Genomic DNA, 18,557 nt, shown 5'->3' on the forward strand with positions numbered 1-18,557 from the left:
CCACTTTGCCCCACAAATTCCCACTTAAAGGAGTTTACGGAGCGGAGGAAAAGCTTGTCAAGCAAGTCAGGACGCTTACCGGAGTAAAAAACCCAATGTATACGGCTAATATCAGCGTTGATTAAATTCCGTCCAACGAGCGAAGCAAATTAACGTCATGAATATTTGTAAGAAAAAAGATCCAAAAACTCATCACCGTTTAAAACGACTCAATATCATCTGATAAAAATATAAAGTGTCAGTTTGCGACGCGAGCGGCATTTTAGGACAATATGCAGCGAGATAACAGTACCTGTTTATCGCTCTCTACGCCCCGCACCGACAAGCCAGCCGCGACGTAGAGGCCACATCGAAAAAAAGTGTTTGTTAATTCGGCAATTCGTCGCCCGCATGTAACAAAATAATACAAAACGGGTTCAATACGACGTCTCAATAAACCTGAAGTCGGTATCGACAGGTTTAAAATCAGCATATTTGAAAGATAAGTCGGATAATTCTAAGGAATAATCTTAATTATGGTGTGAGTATTGTTGGCAGGTGAATATTTGCCCGGTCAGCGACAACGCGCCGGGCGATTTGCCGGATGGCGGCATAACCGCCTTATCCGGCATACAGAAATGGACTAACTGCGGCTAAGAATACCGCGGCGGTACAAATTACGTTTGATTCGCGTTAAACCTGGCTTCGGTTTACGCGGCTCATCCAGGCTGGCCAGGACGATCTCCAGGACGCGTTCAGCAACATCACGATGACGCTGTGCGACCGCCAGAACCGGACACTGCAAGAAGTCGAGCAGTTCATTATCGCCAAAGGTGGCGATCGCCAGGTTGGAAGGCAGCTTCCCGTCACGACGTAACGTTACATCCATCACGCCCTGCAAGAGCGCAAACGATGTGGTAAACAGCGCCTGTGGCATCGGGTGAGTTTCCAGCCATTTTTCGAACAGCTGCGCCGCCGCTTCCCGCTCGTAGCTGTTGGCATACAGATAGTGTACTTCGCGCGGATCGTCTTTCCATGCGGTACGGAACCCCTGCTCGCGCAGGAAACTGACGGACAGCTCCGGCAACGCGCCCAGGTAAAGCACCGTTTCCGCCGGGAATTTACGTAACTCTGCCGCCAGCATTTCCGCATCATCCTGATCCGCCCCGACAACGCTGGTGAAATGTTCGCGATCCAGCGCGCGATCCAGCGCCACGATGGGGAATGAACCATTGGCCCAGCGCTGGTAGAACGGATGCTCCGGCGGTAACGAGGTCGATACAATGATCGCATCCACCTGGCGTTGTAGAAGATGTTCGATGCACCGCATTTCGTTATCCGGCTGATCTTCTGAGCAGGCAATCAGCAGTTGATAACCGCGCTGGCGCGCCTGGCGCTCCAGGTAGTTTGCGATACGGGTATAACTCGTGTTCTCCAGATCGGGAATGACCAGTCCGATAGAACGTGTGCGTCCAGCACGCAGCCCGGCGGCCACAGCATTCGGGTGGTAATTATGCTCACGCACCACCGCCATGACTTTCTCGACGGTCTTGTCGCTCACGCGGTATTGCTTTGCTTTTCCGTTAATAACGTAGCTTGCAGTCGTTCGCGATACACCGGCCAGCCGAGCGATTTCATCCAGTTTCACAATTGCCCCTTGCGTAAAATGTACAAACCATAACCATTGTGACGGCATGGGTTAAATTTCTTAACATCTAAGCGCAGAATAGTGACTGCGGCAACCGCTTTTATTCCGGGTTACCACTGATTTCGCAAAAAAAAGCCAACGGGTAGCGTCGGCGGAGGTTGAGACGTCACCTGTAGGCCGGATAAGCATTAGCGCCATCCGGCTGGGTATAATGCCTGATGGCGCTTCGCTTATCAGGCCTACAATTGAAAGACAAAACAATGATTAACGCATGATCTTGTCGCCGCGCGAAAGCCCGACGACGCCGGAACGGGCAACTTCAACAATTTTCGCCACTTCACGCAGCGTCGCCAGAAACGCGTCCAGCTTATCGCTGGTGCCTGCCAGCTGGACGGTATAAATAGAAGGCGTGACATCAATAATCTGCCCACGGAAAATCTCCGTGTTGCGCTTCACCTCTTCCCTTCCGTATCCGCTGGCCTGAATCTTCACCAGCATGATTTCTCGCTCAACGTGCGCGCCCTGCCCAAGTTCGCTTACGCGCAGAACATCCACCAGCTTGTGCAGTTGCTTTTCAATTTGCTCCAGAACTTTCTCATCGCCAACCGTCTGGATGGTCATACGCGATAGCGTCGGATCGTCGGTCGGCGCGACGGTAAGGCTTTCAATGTTGTATCCACGCTGGGCGAAGAGGCCAATCACACGCGACAATGCACCCGACTCGTTTTCCAGCAATACTGATAATATCCGGCGCATAATCAGGTCCTCTCCGTTTTGCTTAACCACATTTCATCCATCCCGCCCCCACGAATCTGCATCGGGTAGACATGCTCACTGCCATCGACAGTGACATCGACAAACACCAGACGATGGTTACGCACATGTTCCAGCGCTTCGCCCAGCTTGCTCTCCAGTTCATCTGGATGATTAATCTGGATACCGATATGCCCATAAGCCTCGGCAAGGCGTACAAAATCGGGCAGCGACTGCATGTAAGACTGGGAGTGGCGCCCGGAGTAGATCATGTCCTGCCATTGTTTGACCATGCCGAGATAGCGGTTGTTAAGGTTGAGCACCAGCACCGGCAGTTCATATTGCAGCGCCGTCGACAGCTCCTGGATGTTCATCTGAATGCTGCCATCTCCCGTGACGCACACTACCGTTTCATCCGGCAGCGCCATCTTCACGCCCAGAGCCGCTGGCAGGCCAAAGCCCATCGTGCCGAGACCGCCGGAGTTAATCCAGCGACGCGGCTTATCAAAGGGGTAGTAGAGCGCGGCGAACATCTGGTGCTGGCCGACATCAGAAGTGACATACGCATCGCCTTTCGTCAGACGCCAGATAGCCTCGATCACCGCCTGCGGTTTAATGCTCTCGCTTTGGGTGTCATATTTCAGGCACTGACGGGCGCGCCAGCGTTCAATGTGTTGCCACCAGTCGCGAATATCATCCAGCGGCTGCTGCGCGACTTCCTGCGGCAGTAATTCCAGCATTTGCTCCAGAACCAGGCGCGCATCGCCCACAATGGGAATATCCGCCGTCACGGTTTTAGAGATAGAGGTCGGATCGATATCGATATGCAGCACGGTCGCATTCGGGCAGTATTTCGCCAGATTATTGGTCGTGCGATCGTCAAAACGCACCCCGACGGCAAAAATCACATCGGAATGATGCATGGTCATATTGGCTTCATAGGTGCCGTGCATCCCCAGCATCCCTAACGACTGACGATGCGTGGCCGGGAATGCGCCCAGCCCCATCAGCGACGAGACGACCGGCAGGTTGAGCGCTTCAATGGTTTGCCGCAGTTGTTCATGACAACCCGCATTCACTGCACCGCCGCCGACGTAGACCACCGGTTTTTTTGCCGCCGCCAGCGTTTGCAGCGCGCGCTTAATCTGCCCTTTATGCCCTGTCGTGGTCGGGTTATAAGAGCGCATACTGACCGACTCCGGCCAGACGTAAGGCAACTTTTTCGCCGGATTCAAAATATCTTTCGGGAGGTCCACGACCACGGGTCCAGGACGCCCGCTTGCCGCCAGCCAGAACGCTTTTTTCAGCACCTGCGGGATGTCTTCCGTCTGTTTAACGAGGAAGCTGTGTTTCACCACCGGACGTGATATCCCCACCATGTCGCATTCCTGAAAGGCGTCATAGCCAATCAACGACGTCGCCACTTGCCCGGAAAGGATGACCAGAGGAATGGAGTCCATATAGGCCGTGGCAATACCGGTAATCGCATTCGTAGCGCCTGGCCCGGAAGTGACCAGAACGACCCCGACTTCACCTGTTGCCCGCGCCAGACCATCCGCCATATGCACAGCCGCTTGTTCATGACGGACAAGCACATGATCGATACCACCGACCGTGTGCAGCGCATCATAAATATCGAGGACCGCGCCCCCGGGATAACCGAATACCTGCTTCACGCCCTGATCGATGAGCGATCGGACGACCATCTCGGCTCCAGACAACATCTCCATGGCTTGCTCCACTATTATGATGATTTACCTTTTGCTAACACATTAACTGCTCACCATGACGCAGGCAATTCAGGCTGATGTCGTCGTTCGAAGATAAATAAGAATAAATGAGATGAAAGCGCAGAAGAAACGGCGAATTACACCAGGATAAGCAGATGTGATGATAAATAATCGCTTAAAAATGGGGACTTACAGCAATATCGCCATTTTTTGCGATATGCGTAAAGCGCCTGGATGCACAATTCAGTATAAAATTTCACACACAGACGAAAAAGCAGAATAAACCAGATATTTCACTCTGATTTATTCCGCCCGTATTCACTTTTGACAGACAGAAACCAATAACTCTTCCATCCATTGATGACCCTTATCCCGACCCGCGGCATCATGCCAGGAAAGATAACAGGTTCGGCTATTCAGTTTTAAAGGCAACGGTAATATCTGTAACGCTAATGACTCAGCAAATTCATCGGCTAACCAACGCGGCGCAACTGCCACCAGTTGCGTTTGAGAGACAACATTAAGCACGCTGATCAACGCCATTCCCTGATAAGCAATGCAGCTTTGTCTGTCTGGCGTGTCATACCACGGCTGGCTAAATGAGGCATAGCGATCGAGTGAAACGACCGCATGTTGTTCATTATAAACATCGCTCTCCAGCAACGGACCGCTGATACGCGGATGTTTTCTGCTGGCGACCAGCACCATTTCATCTTTAAATAACGATACGCTGGTAAACTCAGGACGGCGAAACTCTTCATACCCAATAACAAATTCCGTTTCCTGATAACGCAGCTGATGTTCCGTATTTTGATTTAACGATGATTTAAAAACGACATGAATATTCGGCGCAATCTTTTCAACGCGATTATAAATAAGCGACGTCAGAATATTATCCAGCGGGCTGCACACGCAAAGATGGAATACACGCTCGCTGCTGGCGGGTTCAAAACCTGAACCGGGCAACTCATTTTGCACCAACTGTAACGCCTGGCGAACAGAACCAAATAGCTGATAAGCGCGCGCCGTTGGCTGGATACCGCGTCCGTACCGGACAAACAGCTCGTCATTAAACATGACTTTCAGACGCGCCACCGCATTACTGACGGCAGGCTGCGACATCCCCAGGGAGTGGGCCGCCCGCGTGATATTCTGCTCTTGCATCACGGCGTCAAAGACGGTCAGTAAATTCAGATCAACCATACGAAGCTGAGGCTTAACCATTTCTATCGGATGCGGTTTATCTATTTCTATCTCTGGCATAGTTAACTCCACTGTCACACTAAACTCCCTTTTTCTTGACGAAATGCAGAAATAATCTCAGGAAATATGATTTATCATGCATATAAAATAAGAAAAAGAGAAAACATAAAAATTAGGAAAACATAAAGGCATCGTTCAGGAAAAGGCGAAAGCCCATGCCAGTACAATACGGCAGAGGCCACAGCACGATGATTCATAATGTTTAAATTACAAAAGCAATATAAACATAAGCGTGGCGAATACACAATCATGCTTTTGGTGAATAATAAATTAAGTTTTAATTAATTGTTTATATTAGTTGTGCTTTTACTCTTAACAATAATTTATCAATAACGTGTGCAACGGATTCATTAATTTATTCACGAAAGATATAAAAATAAATAAAATCAAAAAGATAAGTACGACCTTTGCAATACCTTTACCCCCCTTTCAGCTTGCTGTAGTTGCAAATAAACATGCTCAAATATGTCAAACAGTGAAAAGTATGTACGCACCCTCTGCCGATTTATTTTGCATTCGCCTGAAACTTCAGCACAATTAGCTAAAGTACAGAACGCAAGATCCCCTCTGCATGGGAGGGTTTATCTGCAACAGGGTTGACATCGCGCAGCGTATCCAGTACCACTAAAAGCATATCGCATTCATCTGGAGTTGATTTAATGATTCGTATCGCTCGCTTTAACGGTCTACTACTACTAAACGCATCTTCGTTGCGCGGTAGACTGGTGAGCGACATTCAGCATTAAGTCAGCATCAGTAAGATTAAAAACCCGCGCCGTTGCGCGGGTTTTTTTATGCTCGAAGCAAGGCGCCCTAAAGAGACAAGGACCTAAACCATGAGCCAGCAAGTCATTATTTTCGATACCACTTTACGCGACGGTGAACAGGCGTTACAGGCTAGCCTGAGTGTGAAAGAAAAGCTGCAAATTGCCCTGGCCCTTGAACGTATGGGCGTCGATGTGATGGAAGTGGGTTTTCCCGTCTCTTCACCTGGCGATTTTGAGTCGGTACAGACTATCGCCCGCCAGGTCAAAAACAGCCGCGTTTGTGCGTTAGCCCGCTGCGTGGAAAAAGACATCGACGTCGCGGCAGAATCACTGAAGGTCGCGGACGCTTTCCGCATCCATACCTTTATCGCCACCTCGCCGATGCATATCGCCACCAAGCTGCGCAGCACGCTGGATGAAGTGATTGAGCGTGCTATCTATATGGTTAAGCGTGCGCGTAATTACACTGATGACGTGGAGTTCTCATGTGAAGACGCAGGCCGTACCCCGATTGACGATCTCGCTCGCGTCGTGGAAGCGGCGATCAATGCGGGCGCGAAAACAATCAACATTCCCGATACCGTGGGCTACACCATGCCCTTCGAGTTCGGCGGTATTATTTCCGGGCTGTATGAGCGCGTACCGAATATCGACAAGGCCATCATCTCCGTACATACCCATGATGATTTAGGTCTGGGCGTCGGCAACGCGCTGGCGGCTGTCCACGCGGGCGCGCGTCAGGTTGAAGGCGCCATGAACGGTATCGGCGAACGTGCCGGTAACTGCTCGCTGGAAGAAGTCATCATGGCGATCAAGGTACGCCAGGACATTCTGAATGTGCATACCCGTATCAATCACCAGGAGATCTGGCGCACCAGCCAGTTGGTCAGTCAGATCTGCAACATGCCGATCCCGGCGAACAAAGCGATTGTCGGCAGCGGCGCGTTCGCCCACTCCTCCGGCATTCACCAGGACGGCGTGCTGAAAAACCGTGAAAACTACGAAATCATGACGCCAGAGTCTATCGGCCTGAACCAGATCCAGTTGAACCTGACCTCTCGCTCCGGGCGTGCGGCCGTAAAACACCGTATGGACGAGATGGGCTATAAAGAGAGTGAATACAATCTGGACAACCTGTACGACGCTTTCCTGAAGCTGGCGGATAAAAAAGGTCAGGTATTCGATTACGACCTGGAGGCGCTGGCCTTCATCAATAAACAACAGGAAGAGCCAGAGCATTTCCGTCTGGACTATTTCAGCGTGCAGTCCGGCTCTAACGATATCGCCACGGCCTCCGTCAAACTGGCCTGCGGCGACGACATCAAAGCGGAAGCCGCGAACGGCAACGGCCCGGTCGATGCCATTTACCAGGCCATCAACCGCATCACCGATTACAACATTGAACTGGTGAAATACAGCCTGTCGGCGAAAGGCCACGGCAAAGATGCGCTGGGCCAGGTGGATATCGTCGCCAACTATAACGGCCGTCGCTTCCACGGGGTCGGTCTGGCGACCGATATCGTCGAATCCTCCGCGAAAGCGATGGTGCATGTCCTGAACAACATCTGGCGTGCCGCCGAAGTCGAAAAAGAATTGCAACGCAAAGCTCAGAATAAAGAGAACAATAAGGAAACCGTGTGATGTCGAAGAATTACCATATTGCTGTTTTGCCGGGTGACGGTATTGGCCCGGAAGTGATGGCGCAAGCCCTGAAAGTCCTGGAAGCCGTTCGCAGTCGTTTTGCCATGCGCATTACCACCAGCCATTACGATGTCGGCGGCGCCGCTATCGACAACCACGGTCAACCGCTGCCGAAAGCGACCGTTGAAGGCTGTGAACAGGCGGATGCCATTCTGTTTGGCTCCGTCGGCGGCCCGAAATGGGAAAATCTGCCGCCGGACAGCCAACCGGAACGCGGCGCACTGCTGCCGCTGCGTAAACACTTCAAATTGTTCAGCAACCTGCGTCCGGCAAAGCTGTACCAGGGGCTGGAAGCCTTCTGCCCGCTGCGCGCCGACATCGCGGCCAACGGTTTCGACATCCTGTGCGTGCGTGAATTAACCGGCGGGATCTATTTTGGTCAGCCGAAAGGCCGCGAAGGCAGCGGGCAACATGAAAAAGCCTTCGATACCGAGGTGTATCACCGTTTTGAAATCGAACGTATTGCGCGCATCGCCTTCGAATCGGCGCGTAAACGTCGCCGTAAAGTTACGTCGATTGACAAAGCCAACGTCCTGCAAACGTCTATTCTGTGGCGCGAGATCGTCAATGAGGTCGCCAAAGCGTACCCGGATGTCGAACTGGCGCACATGTACATCGACAATGCCACGATGCAGTTGATTAAAGATCCCTCTCAGTTTGACGTGCTGCTGTGCTCCAACCTGTTTGGCGACATTCTGTCTGACGAATGCGCGATGATCACCGGCTCAATGGGGATGTTGCCTTCCGCCAGCCTGAACGAACAGGGTTTCGGCCTGTATGAACCGGCGGGCGGTTCTGCGCCGGATATCGCCGGGAAAAACATCGCCAACCCGATCGCGCAGATCCTGTCGCTGGCGTTGCTGCTGCGTTACAGCCTGGATGCTGACGATGCGGCAACCGCCATTGAAAGCGCCATTAACCGCGCATTAGAAGAAGGTATTCGCACCGGTGATTTAGCCCGTGGCGCTGCCGCTGTCAGTACTGATGAGATGGGCGACATCATTGCCCGTTATGTCGCCGAAGGGGTGTAATCATGGCTAAAACGTTGTATGAAAAATTGTTCGATGCGCATGTGGTTTATGAGGCGCAGAACGAAACCCCGCTGCTGTACATCGACAGGCATCTGGTGCATGAAGTGACCTCTCCGCAGGCGTTTGACGGCCTGCGCGCCCACGGCCGCCCGGTTCGCCAGCCCGGTAAAACCTTCGCGACGATGGATCATAACGTCTCTACGCAAACCAAAGACATCAACGCCTCTGGCGAGATGGCGCGGATTCAGATGCAGGAGTTGATCAAAAACTGCAAAGCGTTCGGCGTGGAGCTGTATGACCTGAACCACCCGTATCAGGGGATCGTCCACGTAATGGGGCCGGAACAGGGCGTGACCTTACCGGGGATGACCATTGTTTGCGGCGATTCCCATACCGCCACGCACGGCGCATTCGGCGCGCTGGCGTTTGGCATCGGCACCTCCGAAGTTGAACACGTTCTGGCGACGCAGACCCTGAAACAGGGCCGCGCAAAAACCATGAAGATTGAGGTGAAAGGCACGGCTGCGCCGGGCATTACGGCGAAAGATATCGTGTTGGCGATTATCGGTAAAACCGGCAGCGCGGGCGGTACGGGCCATGTGGTCGAGTTCTGCGGCGAAGCAATTCGCAATCTGAGCATGGAAGGTCGTATGACCCTGTGCAACATGGCGATCGAGATGGGCGCCAAAGCCGGTCTGGTCGCGCCGGATGACACCACCTTCAACTACGTAAAAGGGCGTCTGCACGCCCCGAAAGGCAGCGATTTTGACGATGCCGTCGCATACTGGAAAACCCTGAAAACCGACGACGGCGCAACGTTCGATACCGTCGTGACCCTGCAAGCGGAAGACATTGCGCCGCAGGTTACCTGGGGAACCAACCCGGGTCAGGTTATCTCCGTCAACGACAATATCCCCGATCCGGCCTCGTTTGCCGATCCTGTCGAGCGCGCAAGCGCCGAAAAAGCGCTGGCCTATATGGGGCTGAAACCGGGCATTCCGTTAACCGACGTGGCGATCGACAAAGTGTTTATCGGTTCCTGCACCAACTCACGTATTGAAGATTTACGCGCGGCGGCGGAAATCGCCAAAGGGCGTAAAGTTGCACCGGGCGTTCAGGCTCTGGTGGTTCCCGGCTCCGGCCCGGTAAAAGCGCAGGCAGAGGCGGAAGGTCTGGATAAGATCTTTATCGAAGCCGGTTTTGAATGGCGCTTACCAGGCTGTTCCATGTGCCTGGCGATGAACAACGACCGTCTGAATCCGGGCGAGCGCTGCGCCTCCACCAGCAACCGTAACTTTGAAGGTCGTCAGGGGCGCGGCGGACGTACGCATCTGGTTAGCCCGGCGATGGCTGCCGCTGCCGCCGTCACCGGTCATTTCGCCGATATTCGCAGCATCAAATAAGGAGCACACCATGGCAGAGAAATTTACCCAACACACCGGCCTGGTCGTCCCGCTGGATGCTGCTAACGTCGATACCGACGCGATTATACCGAAACAGTTTTTACAGAAAGTCACCCGCACCGGTTTTGGCGCGCATCTGTTCAATGACTGGCGTTTTCTGGATGAAAAGGGTCAGCAGCCGAACCCGGAGTTCGTGCTGAACTTCCCGGAATATAAAGGCGCGTCGATTCTGCTGGCGCGGGAAAACTTCGGCTGCGGTTCATCGCGCGAGCACGCGCCGTGGGCGCTGACCGATTACGGCTTTAAAGTGGTCATCGCGCCGAACTTCGCGGATATCTTCTATGGCAACAGCTTTAACAACCAGCTGCTGCCGGTGAAACTGAGCGATGAAGAGGTCGATGAACTGTTCGCCCTGGTAAAAGCCAATCCGGGGATTAAATTTGAAGTGGATCTGGAAGCGCAGGTAGTAAAAGCGGGCGATAAGACCTACAGCTTTAAAATCGACGACTTCCGCCGCCACTGCATGTTGAACGGTCTGGACAGCATCGGCCTGACGCTGCAACACGAAAGCGCAATTGCGGCATACGAAGAGAAACAACCGTCGTTTATGCGCTGATTCTCAGCATACCTGCCGGATAGCACTTCGTTTATCCGGCCCGCCACTCTGTGTAGGCCGGATAAGGCGAAGCCGTCATCCGGCATTTTTTACACATCCTTCACCCGCCCGGTCATCACCAGCGCCACCAGCGAAATCGCCGCTATCACCCAGTAAACAGCGAAATGCCCGTAGCTTTGCGCGACCGCGCCCTGAATCACCCCGGCCAGAATCACTCCCGTGGAGATACTGTTGGTAAACAGCGTGGTGGCTGAACCGGCGCGGCCAGGCATTAAATCCTGAAACCACAGCATGCCAATCCCCGCCACAATGCCGATAAACACCGCGTTAAACAGTTGCAGGATAAGCAACGCCGTCTGGCTGTGAAAGAAAATCAGGCCGAGATAAAACAGTACCCCCGCAGCCACGGCGATAACCATCATCCGCCGCTTACCGAAGCGCTTCACCGAGTAGCCAGCCAGAATCATCGCCGGGATCTCCAGACCTGCTGCGGTTCCCATCAATATTCCGGCCAGTTTATCCGGTAAACCCAGCTCAAGGCTTATCCATAGCGGCATATCAATGATGTACATAGTGTTGCAGGTCCACATCAGCGTGGAGGCGATAAACAGCATACGGACGTTTTTATCCTGCCAGCCGCCCGCTTCCGTGACCGGAACATCGGCAGGCTGCTCAACGCGCGCCACCGAGGGCAGAATAAAAGCAATCAACGCCAGGCTGATGGCGAATATGCCGGCGGCAATGGAAAACATCGCCGTGAAGCCATAGTTCAGCGCCAGCATAAAAGCCAGCGGCGGGCCAATCACCCATGCCAGTGAAAGCTGCGCACGCATTACCGAGCTGAACATCACCACTTCACGCGCGGAGTTATCGGCATATTCCCGCGCCAACGCAAATAGCTGCGGCATGGCGGTATTGGCCAGCGACGCGAATAACACGCCGCAGGTGATCAGGGTGAGATAATGGCGATTGAAGGCGAACAGTAGCGCATTACCAATCGCCATCAGGCAGCAGAACATAATCAGCTTACGGCGATCGCCTTTACTGTCCGAGCGTTTTGCTAATGCAAGGCTGACCAGAATCCCGGCAATCGCGTTGACCGTGTAAAAAAGGCCGACCCAGAACGGCTGCGCACCAACTTCACGACTCAAAAACAGGCTCAGCGTCGGTGCCTGCAACGCTCCCGCCACGCCCATCATAAAGGCAACCAGCATAAAAGCGGCATAAACACCGTTGAGGCGCCGTCCCATCGTCATTAACCAGAGCATACTTTCCCTTTTTATGGCTAAACGCAGCCGAAACGAAAAAAGCCAGCAGGAATTATCTGCTGGCGCGGCGATAAACACCAATACTCAGTCACACATGATGTCTGCAATTCGGAAATCCGAGGTCAGGCAGTCACCTCCCACTGCATCAGTTCTTCAAGCATCTTTAAGCGCTGCGGCGCGCTCGGACAAGCCAACCAGGACAACCCTTCTGTCGCGGTAAAGTACTTCAAATAAAACTGGCGCATCGAAGACCTCTCCATATTGCTTCATCGGAATCCATTATTGACCTAATATGGGGATAGTAAAATTGCTGAGTTTTGCGCAGGAGTTCCCCTTTTATGTCTTCAGGTCGTCTGCAACAACAGTTCATCCGTCTGTGGCAATGCTGCGACGGCAAAACGCAAGACACCACGCTCAACGAGCTGGCGGACCTGCTGAGCTGCTCCCGCCGCCATATGCGTACGCTGCTGAATACCATGCAGGAACGTGGCTGGTTGACGTGGGAGGCGGAGGTCGGACGCGGGAAACGCTCCCGTCTGACCTTCCTCTATACCGGGCTGGCGCTACAGCAGCAGCGGGCGGAAGACCTGCTGGAGCAAGATCGCATCGACCAGCTGGTACAGCTGGTCGGCGACAAAACCGCCGTGCGGCAAATGCTGGTGTCCCACCTGGGGCGCAGCTTTCGCCAGGGGCGGCATATTCTGCGCGTGCTCTACTATCGTCCAATGCACAACCTGCTGCCTGGCACCGCATTGCGTCGTTCAGAAACCCATATCGCCCGGCAAATTTTCAGCGCACTGACGCGCGTAAATGAGGAAAATGGGGAACTGGAAGCCGATATTGCCCACCACTGGCAACAGATTTCCCCTTTGCAGTGGCGTTTTTTTCTTCGTCCGGGGATTCACTTCCATCACGGACGCGAGCTGGAGATGGAGGATGTCATAACCTCACTGACGCGCATCAACGCCCTGCCGCTCTACTCGCACATTACCGAGATAGTCTCCCCCACCGCCTGGACGCTGGATATTCACCTGTCGCAGCCGGATCGCTGGCTGCCGTGGCTGCTGGGTCAGGTTCCGGCGATGATCCTGCCGCGGGAGTGGGAAACGCTGAATAACTTCTCCAGCCATCCGATCGGCACCGGCCCTTACGCGGTAATGCGTAATACGCGCAACCAGTTAAAAATCCACGCCTTTGATGATTTCTTCGGCTATCGGGCGCTGATTGATGAAGTGAACGTCTGGGTATTGCCGGACATTGGCGACGAGCCGAACGGCGGTCTGACGTTAAAAGGGCCGACCGAAGATGAAAAAGCCATCGAAAGCCGACTGGAAGAGGGCTGCTACTATATGCTGTTCGACGCCCGGACGAATCGCGGCGCGAATCAGGAAGTCAGAGAGTGGATAAGCCGCGTGCTCTCCCCCAGCAATTTACTCTTCTATGCCGACGAGCAATACCAGCGCCACTGGTTCCCGGCTTACGGATTACTGCCCCGCTGGCACCATGCCCGCCCGGGACACGGCGAAAAACCCGCCGGGCTGGAGACGATCACGCTGACCTACTACCACGACCACATTGAACATCGGGTGATCGCGCAGATCATGAGCCAGCTGCTGGCTGAACATCAGGTACATCTGGATATCCATGAGATCGACTACGATCAATGGCATGCGGGGGAGGTCACAAGCGACATCTGGCTCAACAGCGCCAACTTTACGCTACCGCTCGATTTTTCCCTGTTTGCGCACCTGTGCGAAGTCCCGCTGTTGCAGCATTGCATCCCGCTGGACTGGGAGGGCGACGCCGCGCAGTGGCGAAACGGCGAGATGAACCTGGCAGTGTGGTGCCAGCAATTGCTCGCCAGTAAAGCGATCGTCCCGCTGATCCACCACTGGCTGATTATCCAGGGGCAGCGCAGTATGCGCGGGCTACGTATGAACACCCTTGGCTGGTTTGACTTTAAATCGGCATGGTTTGCGCCACCCGACCCATGATTGCCGCTTAGCAACAAAATCACTACACTAACGCCGTCCTCAACGGGGTGCTGATAAACATACGCAAAACCATTCGTGAAGTGTATGGGCTGAGAAAATACCCGTCGAACCTGATCCGGATAACGCCGGCGAAGGGATTTGAGACTGCTTCTCAAGTCCTTTGCCACCCACTTTATGAGGTGCAAAGTGTTAAAAAAATGTCTTCCCTTGCTACTCCTGTGCGCAGCGCCTGCCTTCGCCAAACCTGTTCTGACCGTCTATACCTATGACTCCTTCGCTGCCGACTGGGGGCCTGGCCCGACAATCAAAAAAGCCTTTGAAGCTGACTGTGATTGCGAACTGAAGCTGGTGGCGCTGGAAGATGGCGTGTCGTTGCTTAACCGCCTGCGAATGGAAGGGAAAAACAGCAAAGCCGACGTGGTGCTTGGCCTGGACAACAACCTGCTGGAAGCCGCCACGCAAACCCGCCTGTTCGCGAAAAGCGGCATTGCGCCTGATGCGGTTAACGTGCCAGGCGGCTGGCATAACGACACATTCGTGCCGTTTGATTATGGCTACTTCGCCTTCATCTATGACAAAAACAAACTGAAAAACCCGCCGAAAAGCCTGAAGGAACTGGTGGAGAGCGATCGGAAATGGCGCGTGATTTATCAGGACCCGCGCACCAGTACACCAGGGCTGGGTCTGCTGCTGTGGATGCAGAAAGTCTACGGCGATAACGCGCCGGAAGCCTGGCAAAAACTGGCGGCCAAAACGGTCACCGTCACCAAAGGCTGGAGCGAATCCTACGGCCTGTTCCTGAAAGGCGAAAGCGATCTGGTGCTGAGCTACACCACCTCTCCGGCGTATCACATCATCGAAGAGAAGAAAGATAACTACGCCGCCGCCAGCTTCAGCGAAGGTCATTACCTGCAAGTGGAAGTGGCTGCGCGCACTGCCGCCAGCAAACAGCCGGAACTGGCAGAAAAATTCCTCAAGTTTATGGTTTCACCGGCATTCCAGAACGCCATTCCTACCGGCAACTGGATGTATCCGGTCGCTGACGTCGCCCTGCCCGCAGGATTTGAACAACTGACGAAGCCATCCACCACGCTGGAATTTACGCCTGCGGAAGTGGCATCCCAGCGTCAGGCATGGATTAGCGAATGGCAACGCGCCGTCAGCCGCTAATTCCCGGCTGGCTGATACCCGGGCTTTCTGCCGCCGCGCTGATGGTGGCAGTGGCTCTGGCGGCATTTCTGGCGCTATGGCTTAACGCGCCGCAGGGTGAATGGTCGTCGCTATGGCAGGACAGCTACCTGTGGCACGTCGTGCGTTTCTCGTTCTGGCAGGCGTTCCTGTCGGCGCTGCTCTCCGTCATCCCGGCGATTTTCCTCGCCAGAGCGCTCTATCGTCGCCGTTTTCCCGGACGTCTGGCGTTATTGCGCCTGTGCGCCATGACGCTGATTTTACCGGTGCTGGTCGCCGTTTTCGGTATCCTCAGCGTCTACGGTCGTCAGGGCTGGCTGGCCTCGCTGTGGCATACGCTGGGGCTGGAGTGGCATTTCTCGCCCTACGGCTTGCAGGGGATTTTACTGGCGCACGTCTTTTTTAACCTGCCGATGGCAAGCCGCCTGCTGCTTCAGGCGCTGGAAAACATTCCCGGCGAACAGCGACAGCTCGCCGCGCAGCTAGGTATGCGCGGCTGGCACTTCTTCCGCTTTGTTGAATGGCCGTGGCTGCGTCGTCAAATCCCGCCGGTGGCGGCGCTGATTTTTATGCTCTGTTTCGCCAGTTTCGCCACCGTGTTGTCACTTGGCGGCGGCCCGCAGGCTACCACTATCGAGCTGGCCATCTATCAGGCGCTGAGCTACGACTACGATCCTGCCCGTGCGGCCATGCTGGCGCTGATCCAGATGATATGTTGTCTGGCGCTGGTGCTGCTGAGTCAGCGGCTGAGTAAAGCCATTGCCCCCGGCGTCACGCTGGTGCAAGGCTGGCGCGACCCTGACGATCGGCTCCACAGCCGCCTGACGGACAGCCTGCTGATCGCCCTGGCGCTGCTGTTGCTTCTCCCGCCGCTGCTGGCGGTTATTATTGATGGCGTCAATCGCAGCCTGCTGGACGTGCTGGCGCAACCCATTTTGTGGCGGGCGCTGTGGACCTCTCTGCGCATTGCGCTGGCGGCGGGAGTGTTGTGCATCATCCTGACGATGATGCTTTTATGGAGCAGCCGCGAACTGCGCGCCCGCCAGCAGGTACTGGCAGGTCAGGCGCTGGAACTGAGCGGGATGTTGATCCTTGCTATGCCCGGCATCGTGCTGGCGACCGGCTTCTTTTTACTGCTCAACAACAGCGTTGGGCTACCGGAGTCGGCTGACGGTATTGTGATTTTCACCAACGCGCTAATGGCGATTCCCTATGCGCTAAAAGTGCTGGAAAACCCCATGCGAGACGTGACCGCACGTTACAGTATGCTGTGTCAGTCATTGGGCATTGAGGGATGGTCGCGACTGAAGGTGGTGGAACTGCGCGCCCTGAAACGCCCTCTGGCGCAGGCGCTGGCCTTTGCCTGCGTGCTCTCCATCGGAGATTTTGGCGTGGTGGCGCTGTTTGGCAACGACGATTTCCGCACGCTGCCGTTTTATCTGTATCAGCAAATTGGCTCCTATCGCAGCCAGGACGGCGCGGTTACCGCATTATTACTGCTGATGCTCTGCTTTATGCTGTTTACCGTTATCGAAAAATTACCGGGGCGAAATGTTAAAACTGACTGATATCACCTGGCTTTATCACCATTTGCCCATGCGCTTCACACTGTCGGTGGCGCGCGGTGAACAGGTGGCGGTTCTCGGGCCAAGCGGCGCCGGGAAAAGTACGTTGCTGAATTTAATCGCCGGGTTTCTGACACCGGCCAGCGGCACAATAATGATTGAAGGTCAGGATCACACCACGACACCGCCCTCCCGCCGTCCCGTTTCCATGCTGTTTCAGGAAAATAATCTGTTCAGCCACCTCAACGTGCGGCAGAACATCGGGCTGGGGTTAAACCCTGGGCTAAAGCTGAACGCAGCTCAGCGGGAGAAGCTGCATCATATTGCACGCCAGATGGGGATCGAAAATCTGCTGGAGCGCCTGCCGGGCGAGCTTTCCGGCGGGCAACGTCAACGCGTGGCGCTTGCGCGCTGCCTGGTGCGCGAACAGCCGGTATTGCTGCTCGACGAGCCGTTTTCCGCTCTCGATCCCGCCCTGCGTCAGGAGATGCTGACGCTGGTCGGCGACGTCTGCCGCGACCAGCAATTAACCCTGCTGATGGTGTCGCATAGCGTGGAGGATGCCGCGCGCATTGCGTCACGCTCGATTGTCGTGGCCGACGGGCGTATCGCATGGCAGGGCAAAACGGATGAGTTATTAAGCGGTCAGGCCAGCGCCTCGGCATTGCTGGGCATTAAAGCGTAATGGGGTGCCCGGTGGCGCTACGCTTACCGGGCCTACGGACAGGCATCTGTTGTAAGCCGGATAAGCGTCAGCGCCATCCGGCAAAAGATTCCTCAGTAACCCACGACTTTACGCAGAATATCGATATACACCGGCATCAGCGGATGACGAAGCAGCATCACCAGCGCGACAATGCCCGCGCCGAGCATCACCGGCGCCAGCCATAACAGGCGGCCTCGCGGTAAAAACGGCGTTAAGCGATCGGCGGCGGCCTTACCGCTACGCCATAACCGCCAGCACAGCCAGGCCGCCAGCCACAGCAGCAGCGCCGTTGCCAACAACAGCCATTTGAAATAACCACTCTGCATATCGGCCGGAATGTCGATCGCAGCGCCCGCCAGAATCCCCGGCAAGAAATAGAACGGCGGCCACAGCACGCAGCCAATAATATTCGGCACGATAAATTTCGCGACGGGCAGATCCAGCATACCCGCCACCATCGGCACCAGCGGCCGCGTCGGGCCGACAAAACGCCCGACCAGAATGGTGAACATGCTGTGTTGATGCAGCGCGTGTTCGGTTTTATCCAGCAGCGCTTTGTTCTTTTTCATAAAAGACCAGCGGTGCAGCGGCTTTTTGAAGCGCCAGCCCAACCAGAAGGAGATCCAGTCCCCCAGCAGGCAACCGATAATGCCCGCCAGCCACGCATGCCAGAAATTCAGCTCACCGCTGCCGATAAGCGCCCCCAGCCCCGCCATCATCACCGTACCGGGCAGAATCAGACCGACCAACGCCAGCGACTCCAGAAAGGCCACCAGCGCCACCGCAATTAGCGAGTACAGAGCGGATTGGAGAATAAAGTGTTCCAGCAATGCTTGCATAATGTGTCCGTCAGATTTACGAAGCAGCGATTCTGCTAACCCTCACCCGCTTCGTCAAGTCGCCAATTGTCTGAATAGATTACGCGTTATGACATCTTTGCAGACA

General features: G+C 54.6%; 16 protein-coding genes and 1 riboswitch. Of the genes, 9 read left to right on the forward strand and 7 right to left on the reverse strand.

The features are described 5' to 3' along the window. Positions 1 to 622: 622 nt before the first annotated feature. From cra to leuO, 4 genes are all read right to left on the reverse strand, one after another. The gene (gene cra, locus OGV50_RS14345; protein ID WP_024130712.1) at positions 623 to 1,627 is read right to left on the reverse strand and encodes a catabolite repressor/activator; all 1,005 of its coding nucleotides are present in this window, start codon (positions 1,625 to 1,627) and stop codon (positions 623 to 625) included. 264 nt (positions 1,628 to 1,891) lie between these two features. Further along, positions 1,892 to 2,383, reverse strand: coding sequence for an acetolactate synthase small subunit (ilvN, locus tag OGV50_RS14350; RefSeq protein WP_003829566.1), 492 nt, complete (start codon positions 2,381 to 2,383; stop codon positions 1,892 to 1,894). Positions 2,384 to 2,385: 2 nt separating this feature from the next. Beyond that, positions 2,386 to 4,110: an acetolactate synthase 3 large subunit gene (ilvI, locus tag OGV50_RS14355; protein ID WP_012134088.1), complete on the reverse strand. Its 1,725-nt coding sequence runs from the start codon at positions 4,108 to 4,110 to the stop codon at positions 2,386 to 2,388. 318 nt (positions 4,111 to 4,428) lie between these two features. Beyond that, the gene (leuO, locus tag OGV50_RS14360; protein ID WP_012134089.1) at positions 4,429 to 5,373 is read right to left on the reverse strand and encodes a transcriptional regulator LeuO; all 945 of its coding nucleotides are present in this window, start codon (positions 5,371 to 5,373) and stop codon (positions 4,429 to 4,431) included. A 659-nt stretch (positions 5,374 to 6,032) separates the two neighbouring features. On the opposite strand from leuO, the gene leuL reads away from it, so the two are divergent. The 5 genes from leuL to leuD all read left to right on the forward strand — a co-directional run bounded on the left by leuL (position 6,033) and on the right by leuD (position 10,891). Continuing rightward, the gene (leuL, locus tag OGV50_RS14365) at positions 6,033 to 6,119 is read left to right on the forward strand and encodes a leu operon leader peptide (RefSeq protein WP_047458945.1); all 87 of its coding nucleotides are present in this window, start codon (positions 6,033 to 6,035) and stop codon (positions 6,117 to 6,119) included. Positions 6,120 to 6,209: 90 nt separating this feature from the next. Further along, the gene (gene leuA / locus OGV50_RS14370) at positions 6,210 to 7,781 is read left to right on the forward strand and encodes a 2-isopropylmalate synthase (protein ID WP_012134091.1); all 1,572 of its coding nucleotides are present in this window, start codon (positions 6,210 to 6,212) and stop codon (positions 7,779 to 7,781) included. Continuing rightward, a complete protein-coding gene (gene leuB / locus OGV50_RS14375) occupies positions 7,781 to 8,872 on the forward strand; it encodes a 3-isopropylmalate dehydrogenase (RefSeq protein WP_012134092.1) in 1,092 nt (363 codons plus the stop codon). The genes leuA and leuB overlap by 1 nt, the downstream gene beginning before the upstream one ends. 2 nt (positions 8,873 to 8,874) lie before the next feature. Then, a complete protein-coding gene (leuC, locus tag OGV50_RS14380) occupies positions 8,875 to 10,275 on the forward strand; it encodes a 3-isopropylmalate dehydratase large subunit (protein WP_012134093.1) in 1,401 nt (466 codons plus the stop codon). Positions 10,276 to 10,285: 10 nt separating this feature from the next. Further along, on the forward strand, positions 10,286 to 10,891 hold the full coding sequence (leuD, locus tag OGV50_RS14385) for a 3-isopropylmalate dehydratase small subunit (protein WP_286488599.1): 606 nt from the start codon (positions 10,286 to 10,288) through the stop codon (positions 10,889 to 10,891). Between the two features lie 89 nt (positions 10,892 to 10,980). On the opposite strand, the gene OGV50_RS14390 is transcribed toward leuD, so the two are convergent. Both OGV50_RS14390 and sgrT read right to left on the reverse strand, forming a co-directional pair. Further along, positions 10,981 to 12,159 carry a sugar efflux transporter gene (locus tag OGV50_RS14390; protein ID WP_012134096.1) on the reverse strand — a complete coding sequence of 393 codons (1,179 nt, stop codon included), beginning with the start codon at positions 12,157 to 12,159 and terminating at the stop codon, positions 10,981 to 10,983. Positions 12,160 to 12,281: 122 nt separating this feature from the next. Continuing rightward, positions 12,282 to 12,404, reverse strand: a complete 123-nt coding sequence (gene sgrT / locus OGV50_RS14395; RefSeq protein WP_024130713.1) for a glucose uptake inhibitor SgrT — start codon at positions 12,402 to 12,404, stop codon at positions 12,282 to 12,284. Positions 12,405 to 12,497: 93 nt separating this feature from the next. Between sgrT and sgrR the strand changes: the two genes are divergently transcribed. The 4 genes from sgrR (at position 12,498) to thiQ (ending at position 17,591) form a co-directional block, all read left to right on the forward strand. Then, positions 12,498 to 14,153: an HTH-type transcriptional regulator SgrR gene (sgrR, locus tag OGV50_RS14400; protein WP_199976501.1), complete on the forward strand. Its 1,656-nt coding sequence runs from the start codon at positions 12,498 to 12,500 to the stop codon at positions 14,151 to 14,153. A 33-nt stretch (positions 14,154 to 14,186) separates the two neighbouring features. Then, positions 14,187 to 14,308, forward strand: a riboswitch (TPP riboswitch). Positions 14,309 to 14,339: 31 nt separating this feature from the next. Beyond that, positions 14,340 to 15,323, forward strand: coding sequence for a thiamine ABC transporter substrate binding subunit (thiB, locus tag OGV50_RS14405; RefSeq protein WP_047458953.1), 984 nt, complete (start codon positions 14,340 to 14,342; stop codon positions 15,321 to 15,323). Next, positions 15,299 to 16,909: a thiamine/thiamine pyrophosphate ABC transporter permease ThiP gene (thiP, locus tag OGV50_RS14410; RefSeq protein WP_286488600.1), complete on the forward strand. Its 1,611-nt coding sequence runs from the start codon at positions 15,299 to 15,301 to the stop codon at positions 16,907 to 16,909. Before thiB ends, thiP begins: the two co-directional genes overlap by 25 nt. After that, positions 16,893 to 17,591 carry a thiamine ABC transporter ATP-binding protein ThiQ gene (thiQ, locus tag OGV50_RS14415; RefSeq protein ID WP_286450400.1) on the forward strand — a complete coding sequence of 233 codons (699 nt, stop codon included), beginning with the start codon at positions 16,893 to 16,895 and terminating at the stop codon, positions 17,589 to 17,591. The genes thiP and thiQ overlap by 17 nt, the downstream gene beginning before the upstream one ends. Before the next feature lie 92 nt (positions 17,592 to 17,683). Here the strand turns inward: thiQ and OGV50_RS14420 are convergent, their stop codons facing one another. Further along, positions 17,684 to 18,451 (reverse strand): DedA family protein, encoded by a 768-nt coding sequence (locus OGV50_RS14420; RefSeq protein ID WP_012134103.1) that lies wholly within the window; start codon positions 18,449 to 18,451, stop codon positions 17,684 to 17,686. Positions 18,452 to 18,557: the final 106 nt, after the last annotated feature.

It is taken from the genome of Citrobacter sp. CK180 (assembly GCF_030333655.1).
In the GTDB taxonomy this organism is placed as follows: domain Bacteria; phylum Pseudomonadota; class Gammaproteobacteria; order Enterobacterales; family Enterobacteriaceae; genus Citrobacter_B; species Citrobacter_B koseri.

Bases quoted from the DNA above. Each gene is read 5' to 3' on its own strand.
- thiP (WP_286488600.1), top strand. From the start codon at position 15,299: ATGGCAACGCGCCGTCAGCCGCTAATTCCCGGCTGGCTGATACCCGGG.
- OGV50_RS14420 (WP_012134103.1), bottom strand. From the start codon at position 18,451: ATGCAAGCATTGCTGGAACACTTTATTCTCCAATCCGCTCTGTACTCG.
- thiQ (WP_286450400.1), top strand. From the start codon at position 16,893: ATGTTAAAACTGACTGATATCACCTGGCTTTATCACCATTTGCCCATG.
- sgrR (WP_199976501.1), top strand. From the start codon at position 12,498: ATGTCTTCAGGTCGTCTGCAACAACAGTTCATCCGTCTGTGGCAATGC.
- leuC (WP_012134093.1), top strand. From the start codon at position 8,875: ATGGCTAAAACGTTGTATGAAAAATTGTTCGATGCGCATGTGGTTTAT.
- leuA (WP_012134091.1), top strand. From the start codon at position 6,210: ATGAGCCAGCAAGTCATTATTTTCGATACCACTTTACGCGACGGTGAA.
- sgrT (WP_024130713.1), bottom strand. From the start codon at position 12,404: ATGCGCCAGTTTTATTTGAAGTACTTTACCGCGACAGAAGGGTTGTCC.
- leuB (WP_012134092.1), top strand. From the start codon at position 7,781: ATGTCGAAGAATTACCATATTGCTGTTTTGCCGGGTGACGGTATTGGC.
- leuD (WP_286488599.1), top strand. From the start codon at position 10,286: ATGGCAGAGAAATTTACCCAACACACCGGCCTGGTCGTCCCGCTGGAT.
- OGV50_RS14390 (WP_012134096.1), bottom strand. From the start codon at position 12,159: ATGCTCTGGTTAATGACGATGGGACGGCGCCTCAACGGTGTTTATGCC.
- ilvI (WP_012134088.1), bottom strand. From the start codon at position 4,110: ATGGAGATGTTGTCTGGAGCCGAGATGGTCGTCCGATCGCTCATCGAT.
- leuO (WP_012134089.1), bottom strand. From the start codon at position 5,373: ATGCCAGAGATAGAAATAGATAAACCGCATCCGATAGAAATGGTTAAG.
- ilvN (WP_003829566.1), bottom strand. From the start codon at position 2,383: ATGCGCCGGATATTATCAGTATTGCTGGAAAACGAGTCGGGTGCATTG.
- leuL (WP_047458945.1), top strand. From the start codon at position 6,033: ATGATTCGTATCGCTCGCTTTAACGGTCTACTACTACTAAACGCATCT.